Genomic DNA, 16,362 nt, shown 5'->3' with positions numbered 1-16,362 from the left:
AGAAGCAAGGGTAAGAACTCTTCTTTGAAACTTAAAAGAAGAATTGTATCTAAAAATAGGAAATTGCTCACTCAATCTGTTTTCTACGATTGATTGCCGATTACCTCCGCAATCGTTCGGAGCTCCGCGAATTTACAATCAGGGGTTAGAACCCGATTTTCCGCTTTGTTACCTCAGTGATTTTAATTCCGACTTGGATCGCAAAAATTCCTTTGGTATCTTTGGCCGCGATCTTGGTTACAAACTTACGGATTACAGGATTTTGCAGACGCAGTTTAAAAAGGAATGGCTTACGGAACCGAGGCGAAAATCGATCTTTCCGAAGACGTTTCCTTTTTGAATAAGCTGGTATGTCGTATGAGTTAGATAATGTTCCGGATAACGCGCATCCGATCATCGATGGTTCTAAATCCAAATACATAGATCCGGACGCCGTGGAAATTACAGAAAACTTTAAGATTGTGGCAAAGTCGCGCAAAACAAAATTTGAAACAAATTATTAAATTAAAATGTACATTTCAAAGCAGAGTGTGGCATTACGATTGAAAGCGGATTGATAGTTGGATAATTTGAGAATAATTCCTAAATTGATGTATAAAAATTACTTTAGAATATTTAAATATAATGTTTCTTATTTTTATATATTTATACAGACCACCACTCGTGAGCATGAATATAATACTATGATAAACTTATTTCGAAAATTAGAATGCCGGAATCTTCCTCTCAAAAGTCAGGAATTCTCGATTTGACTTAATTTTTAAGAAACGCCACACTTCTGCAAAATCAATCGCTTATTTTCGAGCATCATTTTCATGCGTCCGAGTAGTAAGTTAGTCAAAATTTACTTTAATTATTTTTTATTTTCGTATTAACGTTTTTTTAGATTTTTTTGTACAGAAATTTCACTTGAGTAATCAATTGCATTACATGAAATATTACCAAAGCTACACATACCTTATTCTATTTATATAGAATGAATTTTTATTTGATATTTTATGATAGCCGCGCAATGTGTTCATAAAAACATTTTTTCATTTCTTTTTATTAGAATATTCTAAAAAATGAAAATATCTGTTTTCATTTAGAAGCAAAAAGAATGGTAACATGTTAAAACGACGTAGTATGTTTTCCACTCAATCGGATAGTCCGACTTATCAACAAACCGGTTCGGACAAAATTTGCCAGGAATGTATGTTTGTCTTATATCCCTAGCGTGCAAACTACGTCTTAATTTTTCAAAAAAAGGAGGTAAGAATGGGTCGTTGGATAGTTCTGACGGTAGTTTTGTTAGTTTCAATTGGAGTTAGTTTTACTTACGGGGGAAACTCTATTTCATCGAGTGGTATCCCAGGTTCGATTGTTCAAAAGCCTACTGATAAACCAAATGATAAACCTATTAAGATCGTTGCACATAATGGGAAAAATTATTGTTACACTCCTATGTTTAACAGTAATGAAAGTTATATACAGCTTCAGGGGTGCGGGGATAAAACTCCTAAAGCAAGATACGACGTGTTTCAAAGAATTTCTTATTACATTAATAACACGTGGCTATGTGTTACCACTCCAGAGAAAGTAATTAAAGGGGAAACAAACTGGGATTATGTGAGCCTCAGACCTTGTACTATCAATGATCCTCAACAAAGATGGATAGTAAAGAACAACGCCTTTTGGACTGCGGATGGGCGTTATCGGTTGAAGGATGTGCACTGGCTTGCCTATATCTCAAAAACCTCCAAGGATAACTACGACCACACCTTAGACTCTACGATGAATGATTGGGTTAAGACAGTGGCTACTCCTGGAAACGTTAGTATTCAGACTTCCATAGCTTGGGATTCGAATTGGGGCGATGGGCTTTGGAATAATATAGCCGGCCGCTACTTTATTCGTTCGGGAGGTTCGGATAGAAATACTACGCCTATCTACTACAATCCCGAAAATGGACATCTTGCCCAATTCAATCCTTCTAGTGGACTCCTCACTTGTATGTATTCTAAGGTAGGTAAATATAATTGGAATTGGGTTTATTGGGTACCGTGTAGTGACGCACCTGTCACCAGTAAGGAGAATTCCGCGTATTGGAACATATATTTTGAGACAAAAGAAGGAGGGATGATTACAGATTATCAAGGCAATATACTTAGAGTTACCAAGGCCGGGCCGCATTGGGGTGTTGCTTATACAGTTAAACCCTCTTATTTGGAAACAGATACTACCCATAGTCCTACGTCTCTGTTTTTTGTTGATAAAGATTTATTGAATTGGGCACGTTACACAACCGGTAATCTTGGAAATACAGAACAGTACTGTCCAGCCGGCAATAAGAAAAGCCATGCGTATAAAAGAGTAAAAAGGAACCTACCATCTGACTTTCAATTAACTGATGATTGGATTAGAAGGTTTTATGACATAGCTAGATCAGCCACATATGAATCTGCAAGACCCGGTTACAGACCCCAGCAGGCGGGGGTGTGCGGCGTTTGCCTACTGCATAGCTTTCAAATGTTAGCAGAACTCCAGGAGTATCATTCTCAAAGACCACTTCAAAGTGGAGGCTATTTCTTCGATACAGCTCCTGATAGGGATCCTTTTATTTCGTTTAGCCGACGTTATCAGGAATTGTACAGGTTACTTACAAATGTGCCTGCGACATACGCTAACAGAGGCAGAGTGTTGGCATACGCATCTACTGCGATTATGATGCCTCAGTACGAATGGGAAAGTTCTGCTCCAATGACCACTCGGCCTGAAATGTTATCTCATATTAGATCACTCATAAATTCACCTCCTGGAAGTATTTGGTTGGTATTAATGAGAAGGCAACGTACGAACGGAGCTATTTCGGGACATGCTGTTCCAATTATTAGGACCTCTGAGGGGTTAGTGGCAATTCGAACAAACACACCTACGACATCGTTTAACGACTACAGGTCATCTTTAATGCCCAGGACTAATCCGGAGGAGATACTTTCTAATCTGGAAGGACCGGACAGAACTATGCTAGTACTTACAACGATACAGCCGGTGGGAGCTTACGAAAGTGTTTTTGGCCTCATGGTTTCTAACAGAGATTGCACTGGAGAAGGAGACGACAGAAGAGGTTCGAGAAGATATCCAATCAGCTCGTTAGTAAATCAGTGTTCGGGAGGCAGGTGCACGTTACAGTAAATGATCTAGTTTAAAAACTATAATGGATGTTAAGTATCGAAATCGCATTACTTAGCATCCACTAAAGGCTTTACTTGGGGATCTTCTGCCGATGGAGATTTGTAGATAGCCTTTAAATCAATCACCAACTCTTTCTTCTGTTTGTAAGAAATCCATTTCAAAGAATTCCTAACCATAGGAACGATACAAAGTTGAACTTGTACATTAGGAAAAACGGATACAATAGTTTCCGGAAATCCCTTCAAACCGTCAACACAAGCGATTAGGATATCTTCAACTCCGCGAGACTTTAAATCGGTTAAGATCTGAAACCAGAACTTTGCTCTTTCGGTGCGTTCTACCCAAACGCAAGAATCTCTTTTATTCCTCGCAGATTGATTCCTAAAACCAAATAAAAAACTTTGTTTAACACGAATCGACGTAAGAAAGTCGGGCGAATCCAGCCCTTGCATACAAGGGCTGGACCGCGCTTTTCGCTCCGATCAACAAATTGAAGGATCATTCGAAAAACGTAATGTTTTTATCATTTCAATTTGTTGATCCCGCTACAATCGCTTTCGCATTTGTTAAACCGAACTCACGTTATTCGCGAAATGATTGCTATCTCGAACTTTTACGATCAGCTCTTCTGGGATTTTTCCTTAGATTAACTCATCGAATAGTTCTTCCGTTCGATTCTTTGATTTGCTCATTCTTGTGACTTTTTGTTTATTCACAAGTCATTTACACACTTAAACGAATACAATCGCTAAAGGTGTTATTAACAATCTTGTGTAAATGACGTTTCTTACTACTCGGACGCATGAAAATGATACTCGAAAATAAGCGGCCGGTTTTGCAAAAATACAACGGTTCTCAAAAATTAAGTCAAATCGAGAAATCTCGACTTTTTAGAGGAATATTCCAACATTCTAATTTTCGAAATAGTTTATCATAGTATTTTATTCATGCGTCCGAGTAGTAAAAAACGAATCGAGACAGATTCGATCACCGAAAAGAAGCAGTAAAATCGTTTTAGAAAATTCTTGATCTTGAATTGGAGTTTATCCAGAAGTTCATTGCCTTTTCCGCTCGAAGTAAAAATCGATCCGATTCTGAAAATTTTAGGACAACATTTAAAGTTTTTTCGGGACTGAATTTTTAGACTTGGCAAACACATGATATATAAAACGATATTCTTCAAGATTCCAAATCGTTGTTCCTTAAATTTGGATCCCAATCAAACTTCTTTTTTCAGAAATACGACGAAAGAAAGGTTATAAGATAAAATGACGGCGCAAAACTCGATTCACATTCTCCCCCGCAAAAGAACCCGCTTTCGCGGAATGGTTGGGTCGATCCTACATCATAAAAATCCGGAACAATCCCGAATTCTATTGCAGGATATTTGTCTTTTAATTTCTGGAAAATCGATCATCCAATCTCAGTTGTTTTATTTATCCCGAAAGTTTCAAACCATGGATCTTCAATTAGGAGACGAGGTTGAGTTCGACGCGAGAATCAAACCGGATCGAAAAGGCATTTCCTCAAATTCGATCCGATTGAATTATCCGACAAAAATTTTTCGTTATAATCCGGAAAAAGAGCGTTTGCTTTTTTAGGGTTTTACGCGTTTGACTTACCCGCTCCCGGATAAATCCTATCCTAAATTCAATTCACAATAGGACCTCGTTCTTTCGAACAAGGGAGGCAATTTGGAAACTCTTCAGTTTTTTCTCGATCTCTTTTTAAATTTGGAAACACATTTGGATGCGATCATTCAGACGTATCAAAACTGGACTTACGTTATTCTATTCTTGATAATTTTTGCGGAAACCGGTTTGGTCGTAACACCTTTTCTTCCCGGAGATTCCCTACTTTTTGCCGTCGGAGCGTTTATTGCGAGAGGTTCTCTGGATCTGGGAAGCACGTTGATTCTTCTCATCATTGCCGCTATTTTAGGAGATACCGTAAATTATTCGGTCGGGAATTTTACCGGAGAAAAGATATTAGAAAAAGAAAAAATACCGATGATCAAAAAGGAACACTTGGAAAAGGCACATCGGTTTTACGAGGTTTACGGCGGAAAAACGATCATCATCGCAAGATTCATTCCGATTATACGCACTTTTGCGCCCTTTGTCGCCGGAATCGGAACGATGACCTACGTTAAATTTATTACATATAATGTCGTAGGTGGAATTCTATGGATCTCTATTTTCATTCTGGGCGGGTATTATTTCGGGAACCTGGACTTCGTAAAAAGAAATTTTAAAATTGTAATATTTGCAATTATTATTATTTCTGTCATGCCAGCGGTGGTCGAATACCTGAAGGAAAGAAAAAAAAGTCGGGCTTAAATTTTTTCGATCCAAAAAAGCTCGCTCAGATGTTATCGAAAGATGAACTTAAGAGAAAGTTTTATTTCCAAATTCGCGGCGAGCTTTGTAAAACCCAGATTCGAAATCTGGTTTGCGGCCGTTCTCATTCCCGAAAACGACCAGGCTTTTTGGGTCCGATATTCCACACTCAATCCTAGAAACAACCGCGACCTGTTTCCGATGGGAACACTTTGGGCGTCTTTATTTGATCGTAAAAACCCAAAGAATCATCGAACTACGGTGCAGTCTTTTCCCTATGAGGACGTTTTGATCAAAGAACATGCGATCGAATTTCCGGAAGCGTCCGTAGGACCCGACCACATGCGCGGCAAAATCCAAACTTCAAAGTCGGAAGACCTGGCCTGGGATTTGGAATTCAGACATAAGCTGGAACCCAACGGACATCTTCCGCGTTGGTTGGAAAAAACTCCGATTCCCAAAACGAGAAGTATTGTCTCTTCCCCTTTTACGGAGGTTGCCGGTTGGATTCGACTTGCAAACCAAAAATTCACATTCCAAAATGCGAATGGACATTTCAATCATATCTGGGGAACAAATCGAGTTTCCGAATTATTCTGGACCTTCGTTCCTAAATTCGACAACGATCCGGACGATTGGTCGATGGAAATCGCAACGGTCCGCCCCCAGCCGTTTATTCCGACTTTGACCTTTGTCACTCTTCTGAAACGAGGAATTCCGATCCACCAGCATTCCATCCTTCGTTCTCTGAGAAGTTCGACAAAAGTAGAATATCCGAAACTTCGTTTCAAAACACGTCTTAACGACTATGAGATATCGGTGGAAAGCGAAATGGATAAGGATCAAATCGCCGGTTATATCTATCGAGATCCGGATGGAAGTCCTAGATACATAGAGCAAAGCGACATAGGTAACGTGAAGTGCGTTATACGTCATCAGGGAAAAGAAACCGTTTTAAACGCAAAACAAGCGGCGGGAGTGGAGTTTCACGGACTGCGTCCTTGGAGAAAGGATCACGAATATTTAGATCCGTACCGGATTCAATTTTAGAATTTTCTGATTAGAAGCAAATTATCTCAAAAATACTTTATCTTTGTTTAAGACGCCGATTCCAATCATTCTAGAATATTTTTGAGATAACTTCTAGTCGATTATTCTTGAGACAAAGATTCAATGTTCGATTCGTAACGGGCTCTTTCTCCCGGTAAATCCGACTTTCCGGCGAGTTCGATCCCTAAAATGAGATGGTTATTTTCGTCTTTGGCCAACCAGCGAATCAAACCGTGAACCGTAAACGGAGCCTGCATCTTAAAAAAGATGTCGAACACAAAATCGTCCTGTTTCGGCAAAGCTTCGACCAAATGGGGATTTTCGATCTTAACGCAGATTCCCGTCTTAGAAGCGTCCAGGATCTGAAAATGTTCGGCCGTTTTCATCGTATTCGACTCTTTGATTCTATCTACCATTTCGCTAGCAAGAGTTTGAAGTTCTAAAACGTATTTTTCCGTAAGTTCTTGTTCCTTGCTCTGTATTGAAAAGTAACCGATCGGGATTTGTTCTCGCTCGAGATTCAGGTAGATAATCGGAACGATCAATTCGGAAACAATTTGTTGATCCTTATATTCTCTGATGCAGGAGGACAAATCGTCGTCCACTTCCTTTTCGTAGTTGATCCTTTCCGAAGAACCATTTTTATAAGAGCTCTCATCTTGGGTATTTTCTATGAGAAGATACTTGAGCGTTTTTTTAACGATTTGGAATTTACGATCCAAATCCGGTTTGAAAGTATCGATGTCCACGATGTCTTTCGTTTTTTGTTTGAGACGATTCTTATAATCTTCGAAATTTACTTTTACCAAGGTCGGAATATTGAACATATTCGCTTCGATTATGGCTTTGGAAGATACCACGTTAGTCACATACATAACCCCCGGTTCGACCGCAAATCTTTGATTCTCCCTATCTTTCCTCGCGATCGCAAGCTTTTTCACCTTAACAATAAAAAGCGAATTTTCCAATTTCTGAAGAAGGACACATTCCAGTTCAATGTATTTTGCGAGAATCATATAAAGAATAAAGGAACTTCCTTCCTGAAAATTTTCCACATTCAAAAATTGAATGAGAATCTTTCCGTCCTCTTCCAGAATTTTTCTAATCATCGCCTTTCGATCAAAGGGATAAGTTTTGAAAGTGAGTTCTTGTTCTAAAAGATACTTTGCAATGACATGATGCTTCTGTTCAACGGAAGTAATGATATCCATTTCTCTTTCGGTTTTTTGCAAATATTCCATCAGTAATGCGCTTTCAAAATCGATTTAAGATGAGTATCTTCCTTGGAAAAATTCAGTAAACGAAAAAATTTAAATTATAAAAAGATGAAGTTTATTATAATGTTAAAAAATGCTTGAAAATACTCATGGAATGACTTACTGAATATAAGTTAAGATCCAGGTGAAAGCCGCAACGATCTCAATGGAATTTTTTTGTAAATTCGATATTGATTCGATTGTACTAAATCCGATTTAAAACAAGAATTAAGAGTTTGTCCTAAAATCCATCGAGCGCCAATAGAAGCAGACGCCTGAGTTTCACAAAAATGTAGGAACGTTTTAGATGTCAGAGCTTTAGTGGTTAGTGTAGTGTGTAAAGTCCTAAGCACTATGGTGACTAAACCCTCGTTACTAAAACGTGGGAACTTCTACATTTTATTACGAACTTATGGAATGATTGTAACTAATTTTTCCTAAGGTTTTGAGACAAATTCTAAATCACAAGCTTTGCTCGGATTTCAACCAAAAGATTTCCTGTTTGAGTCAAGTGCGTCGATTCTCATGAAAAACGAACGGACTTAGCTTGTAATGCGTCTTAACACATATTTTTAATGAGAATTTACTGTACCTAAAGCGATGTGATTCAAATTTTAAACGAACGACTTGTTTTAAAATGCTTTTTCATTGCAAGACGACTTCCAAAGTGTTCTCATTAAAAAGCCTATGAAATTTCTAAACTGCTTGGGCCATAAACTTTTTGTTTTTCTATACATTGCTCTGATTTTCTATTGTGCGACTGTATGGACCCAATCCAGTGTTTTCGGTAAAAATTCCCCGCCATCAACAGCCGCAAATGAATCTTCCGAAGCCCCAGAAACCGAAAAAGAAAAAACGGCTGAACTCAAACTAGAAGATCTCGTATCTCAAGAAGATAAGTTTACATTCGATTACGATTTAGAAATGGTCCGTTACAGTGACCCGATCGAACAGATTCTTATTCAATATTTTTCGGAAATAGAAAACCCGCCTCCGGAAAACCTCCATCTCTCGATTTAACAATTTCGAAATTTTCGGGCCTTGATCCGAAGGAGTCTATATGAATATCTTATACTTTTTTCCTAACATTTCTTGGGACGACTTGAGACACGATCTTTCCTCTAGTATCGTCGTCTTTTTGGTCGCTCTTCCCCTTTGTATCGGAGTTGCATTTGCATCAGGTACACCTATCGTTTCCGGTTTGATTAGCGGTATCGTGGGAGGTATCGTAATTTCTCTGATCAGCAAATCACCTCTATCCGTGAGCGGTCCCGCCATGGGACTTACAGTGATTGTCTTCGATTCGATTCAAACATTAGGAAGTTTTAACGACTTTCTTTTTGCTTTTTGTTTGGCCGGAGTTTTACAAATCACATTAGGTTTTTTGAAAGCAGGAATTCTAAGTAATTTTTTCCCGTCTTCGGTGATCAAGGGAATGTTAGCGGCAATCGGAGCGGTTTTAATCTTAAAACAGATTCCGCACGCAATCGGTTACGATATGGATTACGAAGGAGATATGGTCTTTTTTCAACAAGACCAGGAAAATACTTTTTCGGAGATCCTGACCGCGTTTCATCGTTTTACTCCCGGGGCAATCATTTTGTCTTCTGTTTCCTTGGTTTTGATTTTGATCTGGGAAAAACTAAAACTCCATAAAAAATTCATAATTCACGGATCTTTAGTCGCGATTCTGGCCGGTGTTTTGTTAAACGAAGTTTTTAAAACTTTCGAATTGGGTATCGCCGTCGGCTCGGAGCATATGATTCAGCCGATTCAACTCAACGGGATTACGGACTTTTTTCAGGGAAATCATTTCCCGAGTTTTTCTCAATGGAAAAATCAGGCGATTTATCTGACCGCGATTAAGATTTGTCTCGTGATGAGTCTTGAAACCCTATTGAACCTGGATGCGATCGAAAAGTTGGATCCGCAAAGAAGGATTGTCTCCAAAAACCGCGAGCTGGTTGCCCAAGGAACCGGAAATTTATTCTCTGCGATTCTTGGCGGACTACCCATCACGTCCGTAATCATTCGAAGTTCCACAAATTTACAAGCCGGAGCGAAAACCAGATTCTCCGCATTCCTACACGGCTTGCTGATTCTTTTATCTCTGATTTTGATCCCGACTTGGATCTCAAAAATTCCTTTGGCTTCTTTGGCGGCCGTACTTTTAGTCGTAGGTTATAAACTTACGGATTATAAAATTCTCCAAACACAATACCGAAAAGGAATGGATCAATTTATTCCGTTTATCTCAACGTTGATCGGAATTGTTTTCTCAGACGTTCTTATCGGAATCGGAATCGGTTGTTTATTTTCCGTGTTCTTTATCGTAAGAAGGAATATTCTGAATCCTTACGAATTCAACAAAAAGGAAATGAGTTACGGAGTCGAGGTAAAGATAGACCTTTCCGAAGACGTGTCCTTTTTGAACAAATCGAGCATGTTGTACAAACTGGATAAGGTTCCGGATAACGCACACTTGATCATAGACGGCTCCAAGTCCAAATATATCGATCCGGACGTTTTGGAAATCATCGAAGACTTTAAGATCGTAGCCGAGTTCCGCAACATCAAAGTGGAGATTATCGACGTGACCTCTTCTTATCAGAAGATTAAAAACAAACCCTTGGACCCGATCATCCAACAAGATTATCAAAAACTTTTCGAGAACAATCGAATTTGGGTAGAAGAAAAACTATTAAAAGACCCGGATTACTTTAAGAATCTTGCTTTAGGCCAGACTCCGAAATATTTTCTTATATCGTGCTCCGACAGCAGAATTTCAGTCAATGAAATGACGGGTACAAACGCAGGCGAGCTTTTCGTTCACAGAAACATCGCAAACCTAGTAATCGATACGGATATGAACCTGATGTCGGTTCTTCAATATTCCGTCGAAGTTCTGAAAGTCAAACATATCGTCGTTTGCGGTCATTACGGTTGCGGCGGAGTCAAGGCGGCGGTAGACGGCAAATATCACGGATTAATCGACGCTTGGCTCAGACATATCAAACAGGTTTACCGAATGAACCGAAAAGAACTTTCCGGAATTTTAGACGAGGATGAAAAACACAAAAAACTCGTAGAGTTAAACGTGAGAGAACAGGTTTATAACCTTTGTATGACTACGATCGTTCAAAACGCGTGGAGTCAGGGAAACGATCTTCAACTTCACGGCTGGGTGTACAATCTCAAAGAAGGTATGCTCCTGGATCTCAACATAGATATAAACAAGGATTTTCGCGACTACGACATTTTCCGATATAAATTCGAAACGCATTAATCATCGTATATGAAAAAGAACTACGATAAGACATTTACTGTTTAGAAAAGTGAGTAAATTCATATTTTTGAATATTCTAACAGAGGGGATTTATTTCGAAGGACGATAAAAAACGACTTAAATAGGCTCGACGGATATTTCGAATTTTTCAAAAATGCTCATTTCGTTTTTAAAGCGAAGTTTTGGGAAATGATAAACAATGATTGAAAAACCTTAAGGTCGTTTTTTCCGTTGACAAGCTCTGAGGTATGGTAAGCTGGAGATATGGTTTCCTCAATTTTTAAAACGTGGATCGGATGCACTTTGTTATCCGTTCTTGTGTTGATTTTGAATTGCGGACCAATCTGCGGATTCGATTCCAAGACAAACAGAATTGTCGAAACTCCGCTATCTTCGGCTTCTTGTCATCAAGAATCGAATTCGGAAAAGACTTCCGGTTGTGAATGGGATTCCAGTTCAATCGTTCTCACGGATTCCCACCTTTTCAAACTTTTAAGGTTCTTCATACCGCTGCGTATTTATTCCGCAAACCCGTCCTTTTCATTCTTTCCTTTGTTGGCGCGGATGGAGTTTGTTTTCGATTTTGTCGAAAACGGTTCGAATGAAATTCGATCTCTCGCTTCCGTCCGTCTTTTAATTTAATCTTTAATCCCCGCAATCTTTATTCTTTCGATTTTGAAATCGGATGGAACGGATATATGTTCTTCCGCTTCAAGAATTAGAAGTAAACGTCTTTTACCGCTTGTTCTAAAGCGTAAATTTTTCACCCTAAAGGACTCAAATGCGAGGTAAACTATGCAGATGAAACGGAGTCGAACTCCCGAAAACATATTCCGTTTTTTTAAATTAGTATGGAACTCGATAAAAAATATTTTTTGGATCGGATGCGTTTTGAAACGTTTCGTAATTCTTACCGTTATTTTAGTCGTTCCGATTCGATCCGAAGCTCATTCCGAATTGGACATCCGGACTATTCTTGACTTGGCGGAAAAAAATTCTCCGTTACTTCTTTCCCTGAATGCGGATTTGGAATCGCTTTTTTATCAGCGTAAACAACAGGGAAAAACTCAAAATCCTTTTTTGACTCTGGATTACGGTCAAAGAAGTGCGGCCAACGAAAGCGGAGCGGAATATGCGCTTCAGTTCGAACAACCCATATATTTTCCGGGCCGCAAGGAACTGCGCCAGCTTTTGGCGGATAACGATTCCAAAATTAAAGAGATTCAACTCGCGGAAGCAAACAATTCGATTCGATTCAACGCGCTTAGATTCACTTATCGTTATTTAGTTTCCGTGGGTAAAAGAAATCACGTCAAAGAACGTCTTAAAAGATTATCGATCTTGGAAAGTTATATCCGCGCTAGACCTTTCATAACCCCGCAGGCAAAGACAGATCTATTTATCATTCAAAGAAAAATTTTGGCTCTGCGAAAACATTTTAACGATCTCGAATTGGATTCGCATAAACAATACGAGGCTATGAATTTATATCTTATGCTCGAATCGATTCCTTCGTTTCGAATCCCTTTTTTTTCGGAAGGAGTGAAGTTTAATTTCAACGAACTTCAAATCAAAGCGCTTTCGCAAAATCTGATTCTCATGGCAGCCAAAGAAGAAATCGAAAAGGCAAAGACAGAACTCAATCTCGCGAACTTAGAAAAATATCCGGACTACTCCATCGTCAGTCAAGTAGGAGAAGACCGGTCGGGAGTCTCTAACCGATTTTACGACTTCGGTCTTAAATTTAGAGTTCCAGTATGGGATCAATTTCAAAATAAGGTTTCGGCCGCCGAGGTCAACGTAAAATCCAAGCAGGGAATTTTTCATCATCAAGAAAACCTCGTAAAGACCGCTTTTAAACAAGCTTTTTTAGATTACGAACAGTCCAAGGCCAATCTCAAACTTTTCAATTTATCAAAGTTAGACGAAATAGAAAAAGATTTGATCTATGCAGACGTGGAATTTAAAAAAGGGAGAATTTTAATGTTGAGTTATCTGGAATTGGAAAACCAACTTCACGAAACTCATCACGCGATATTGGACGCACAAATCGCCCACCTCGAAGCGCTACTCAATCTACTATACATCACGAACGAAAAAGAAATCATAGGAACGTTTCAATATGCTGTCCAAACTTTTGAATATCAGCTTAAATAATCCGATCCTCTCCGTTGGAACCGCATTATTTTTATTTATATATTCTTTTTTTAATTTGAACGAAGTTCCGATCGACGCGGTTCCCGACATTACGAACACTCAGGTAATCGTAACCGTCAAAACGGGTTCCTTGGATCCGGAGCAAATCGAAAAAGTAATCACATTTCCGCTTGAAACCGAACTGATGGGAATGCCGAATCTGATCGACGTTCGTTCCATATCTAAATTCGGACTTTCTAATATATCTTTGATTTTCAAGGAAGGCACGGATATCTATCAAGCCAGAAGTATGGTTTTAGAAAGAATCACAAGCGCTAAAGAAAAACTTCCGAAAGGAATAGTTCCCACGATCGTTCCGAATACAACCGGACTCGGGGAAATTCTCTTTTATACTGTGGAAGCAAAACCGGGAAGTCGCCTAACGTTTCTCCCGGAAAAGGATAGGTTACTTTACTTGAGAACCGTACAGGATTATATGGTTCGTCCTCAGTTAAAATCTCTTGTGCCTGGAATCGTAGAAGTGGATTCCAACGGAGGATACGAAAAAGAAATTCATATCGATCTAAATCCTTCCAAAATGCGGACTCTGGGAATCACAATCGATCAATTGATCGGAGAACTATCTACGATCGGAGAAAGTTTCGGGGGAGGTTTTATCGAAAACGAAGGAAAACTCTCCATTGTCAGAGCGTATGGAATTAAGAAAAACCTAAACTCTTTGTCCGAGCTTACGGTTCGTCGTACTCTCACCGGCTCACCGATCCGAGTTTCCGATATAGCGCAAGTGAAGGAACACGGCAAACAGAGATTAGGCGGAGCAAGTTCCGAAGGAAAAGAAATCGTTTTAGGAACCGCTATGATGTTACGGGGAGAAAACAGTTATCAAGTCAATGCGGACCTGAATCGAGCCGTGTTTCGTTTAGATCTCCCGGAGGACGTACAAGTCAGAGTACTTCTAGAAAGATCGTTTCTGATCCATTCCACAATTCGAACCGTGATTAAAAATCTTTCCGAAGGCGCAATCCTAGTAATTTTGACCTTATGTTTCATTCTTTTCAACATAAGGGCCTCGATCATTGTTGCGACGATCATTCCGGGATCAATGCTTTTGACCGCGATTTTTATGAGGGTTTTCGGAATTTCCGCAAACCTAATGAGTCTAGGAGCAATCGATTTCGGCCTCCTTGTGGACGCCTCCATCGTAATTACCGAAAACGTTCTGATACGATTTGAAAGGAATTCCATTGTCAATCGAGAGGAGAGGATCAAAACAATCCTGAACGCGTCTTTGGAAGTTTTAAAGCCCGTGTCTTTCGGAATCGTAGTCATTATGCTCGTATATGTTCCAATTATAACGTTAGACGGAATATCCGGAAAGATGTTCCGTCCGATGGCCCAAACCGTTCTTCTAGCGTTGGGTTTTAGTTTGATTTTGGCGGTGTTTTTTCTCCCTCCTTTGTTGTTCTTTTTTATTACCCCAACAAAACATATCTCAAGCCGAGAGTTAAAAAAAAGTAAAATTGTAACGTTGTATGAAACGCATCTTTCGATTCTATTGAATAAACCGAAACCGATTGTAATCGGATCTGTCGCGTTTTTCCTGCTTACTCTATTCATCTATTCCAGAATGGGAACGGTTTTTCTTCCGAAATTGATGGAGGGAGATTTGATGCTCGTAATCGTAAGAGAAGGGAATATCAGTATAGAGGAAAGTTTGAAGGAACAAAAGGAAGTGGAAAAAATCCTAATGCAAATGCCCGAGATTCAAAGCGTGTTCTCCAGAATCGGAACCAGCTCCGTGGCAAACGACCCGATGGGAACCTTCAACGCCGACACGTTTATCATTCTTAAAAAGGAATCTCTGGAAGATCTGTTAAAGGAAAAGAATTGGGAGAATTTTTTAAACCGAATCCATAAAAAAGTCCAAGAAAATTATCCTAGATCGGAACTGACTCTGAGCCAACCTCTGGAAGCGAGATTCAACGAACTTCTGGAAGGCAGTAGAGCGGATATCAGCGTAAGAATTCTCGGAAAGGATTTAAATACTCTCTTAGATTTACAAAATTCTTTGAAAGAAAATCTACATAAGATTCCGGGAGCGGCGGAAGTGGAACTCGACCCGATCATGGCTCTTCGGAAATCCACGGTGATCGATATCATTCCCGATCAATCTAGATTAAAGTATTATAATATATCTCTTCCTTTATTCAACAACGTAGTCGAGGCGTCTATGAGCGGATTCGAATTGGGAGGATACTACGAGGAAGAAGTTCGGTTTCCGATTAAAATTCGACTCTCCGAAGAATTCAGAAATCGTGAATCCGAAATATCGAATATAGGAGTGGGAACACAGGACGGAGGGATGATTCCGATTAAACTTCTCGCTTCTATCGAAAAAAAAGAAAGAATCATGACCATCTCCAGAAATAAATCCAGAAGATTTGTGGCGGTTTCAGTGAATCTGCGTGGAAGAGATTTAGAGGGATTCTATTCCGAAGCGAAGGATAAAATTTCAAATATGAATATCCCTCAGGGTTATTCCGTGTTCTGGGGCGGACAGATTGAAAATCTTTCGAAGGCAAAAGAGAAATTATCTATCATACTCCCTAGTACATTTTTGATGATTTTTGTAGTTCTATATCTAGGTTTGAAATCGGTTCGTCAAGCCTTACTCGTATTCTTTTGTGTTCCGTTCGCACTAACCGGAGGAATTTGGTTTCTCTTTTTAAGAGGGATGAATTTAAGCGTTTCCGCTTTCGTGGGATGTATCGCGTTATGCGGAATCTCCGTGCTAAACGGGCTCGTCAAATTGGATACGATTCATAGGATTCGCGAAGAAAAAAACATTCCTCTAAAAGAAGCGGTTTTAAAAGGAGCTACGAGCAGAATTCGCCCCGTAATCATGACAGCGCTTGTAGCGTCTTTCGGATTCCTACCAATGGCATTCGGCTCGGGACTCGGATCGGAAGTGCAAAAACCTTTGGCAACCGTAGTGATCGGAGGAATCGTATCTTCCACATTATTAACTCTGGTTATTCTTCCGGTTTTCTATTATTGGTTGGAAAAAACTTCGGAAAATTAAACGAACTCCGACCGTACA

11 protein-coding genes and 2 pseudogenes are annotated in these 16,362 nt (G+C 39.5%); 10 read left to right on the top strand and 3 right to left on the bottom strand.

Going from position 1 to position 16,362, the window contains the following annotated elements:
- Positions 1 to 33: 33 nt before the first annotated feature.
- Both LEP1GSC062_RS18275 and LEP1GSC062_RS18265 read left to right on the top strand, forming a co-directional pair.
- A pseudogene (locus LEP1GSC062_RS18275) lies at positions 34 to 491 on the top strand (carbonic anhydrase); the annotation flags it as partial.
- A 766-nt stretch (positions 492 to 1,257) separates the two neighbouring features.
- Positions 1,258 to 3,174 (top strand): DUF1561 domain-containing protein, encoded by a 1,917-nt coding sequence (locus tag LEP1GSC062_RS18265; RefSeq protein ID WP_010576679.1) that lies wholly within the window; start codon positions 1,258 to 1,260, stop codon positions 3,172 to 3,174.
- Between the two features lie 83 nt (positions 3,175 to 3,257).
- Here LEP1GSC062_RS18265 and LEP1GSC062_RS18260 read toward each other — a convergent pair.
- Positions 3,258 to 3,586 (bottom strand): annotated as a pseudogene (locus LEP1GSC062_RS18260) (transposase); the annotation flags it as partial.
- Between the two features lie 856 nt (positions 3,587 to 4,442).
- Here LEP1GSC062_RS18260 and LEP1GSC062_RS18250 point away from each other — a divergent pair.
- The 3 genes from LEP1GSC062_RS18250 to LEP1GSC062_RS18240 all read left to right on the top strand — a co-directional run bounded on the left by LEP1GSC062_RS18250 (position 4,443) and on the right by LEP1GSC062_RS18240 (position 6,563).
- Positions 4,443 to 4,775 carry a hypothetical protein gene (locus LEP1GSC062_RS18250; RefSeq protein ID WP_010576676.1) on the top strand — a complete coding sequence of 111 codons (333 nt, stop codon included), beginning with the start codon at positions 4,443 to 4,445 and terminating at the stop codon, positions 4,773 to 4,775.
- 93 nt (positions 4,776 to 4,868) lie between these two features.
- Complete coding sequence (locus LEP1GSC062_RS18245; protein ID WP_020985142.1) at positions 4,869 to 5,513, top strand: DedA family protein; 645 nt, start codon at positions 4,869 to 4,871, stop codon at positions 5,511 to 5,513.
- A 42-nt stretch (positions 5,514 to 5,555) separates the two neighbouring features.
- Entirely contained in the window at positions 5,556 to 6,563 is a 1,008-nt protein-coding gene (locus LEP1GSC062_RS18240; protein WP_010576674.1) for a hypothetical protein, read from the top strand.
- A gap of 101 nt (positions 6,564 to 6,664) precedes the next feature.
- Here the strand turns inward: LEP1GSC062_RS18240 and LEP1GSC062_RS18235 are convergent, their stop codons facing one another.
- A complete protein-coding gene (locus tag LEP1GSC062_RS18235) occupies positions 6,665 to 7,804 on the bottom strand; it encodes a DUF1577 domain-containing protein (RefSeq protein ID WP_010576673.1) in 1,140 nt (379 codons plus the stop codon).
- 702 nt (positions 7,805 to 8,506) lie between these two features.
- Here LEP1GSC062_RS18235 and LEP1GSC062_RS18230 point away from each other — a divergent pair.
- Entirely contained in the window at positions 8,507 to 8,839 is a 333-nt protein-coding gene (locus LEP1GSC062_RS18230; RefSeq protein ID WP_170875469.1) for a hypothetical protein, read from the top strand.
- 40 nt (positions 8,840 to 8,879) lie between these two features.
- Positions 8,880 to 11,105, top strand: a complete 2,226-nt coding sequence (locus tag LEP1GSC062_RS18225; protein WP_020985052.1) for a SulP family inorganic anion transporter — start codon at positions 8,880 to 8,882, stop codon at positions 11,103 to 11,105.
- A gap of 158 nt (positions 11,106 to 11,263) precedes the next feature.
- Here the strand turns inward: LEP1GSC062_RS18225 and LEP1GSC062_RS24355 are convergent, their stop codons facing one another.
- Positions 11,264 to 11,467 carry a hypothetical protein gene (locus LEP1GSC062_RS24355; RefSeq protein ID WP_208855153.1) on the bottom strand — a complete coding sequence of 68 codons (204 nt, stop codon included), beginning with the start codon at positions 11,465 to 11,467 and terminating at the stop codon, positions 11,264 to 11,266.
- On the opposite strand from LEP1GSC062_RS24355, the gene LEP1GSC062_RS18220 reads away from it, so the two are divergent.
- The 3 genes from LEP1GSC062_RS18220 to LEP1GSC062_RS18210 all read left to right on the top strand — a co-directional run bounded on the left by LEP1GSC062_RS18220 (position 11,370) and on the right by LEP1GSC062_RS18210 (position 16,344).
- A complete protein-coding gene (locus LEP1GSC062_RS18220) occupies positions 11,370 to 11,747 on the top strand; it encodes a hypothetical protein (RefSeq protein WP_010576670.1) in 378 nt (125 codons plus the stop codon). The genes LEP1GSC062_RS24355 and LEP1GSC062_RS18220 overlap by 98 nt on opposite strands.
- A gap of 153 nt (positions 11,748 to 11,900) precedes the next feature.
- Positions 11,901 to 13,262, top strand: a complete 1,362-nt coding sequence (locus LEP1GSC062_RS18215; protein ID WP_020985147.1) for a TolC family protein — start codon at positions 11,901 to 11,903, stop codon at positions 13,260 to 13,262.
- Positions 13,228 to 16,344: an efflux RND transporter permease subunit gene (locus LEP1GSC062_RS18210; protein ID WP_020985035.1), complete on the top strand. Its 3,117-nt coding sequence runs from the start codon at positions 13,228 to 13,230 to the stop codon at positions 16,342 to 16,344. The genes LEP1GSC062_RS18215 and LEP1GSC062_RS18210 overlap by 35 nt, the downstream gene beginning before the upstream one ends.
- The last annotated feature ends 18 nt before the right edge of the window (positions 16,345 to 16,362 follow it).

It is taken from the genome of Leptospira alexanderi serovar Manhao 3 str. L 60 (assembly GCF_000243815.2).
Taxonomy (GTDB): domain Bacteria; phylum Spirochaetota; class Leptospiria; order Leptospirales; family Leptospiraceae; genus Leptospira; species Leptospira alexanderi.
This window is presented reverse-complemented; position numbering and strand designations above follow the sequence as displayed.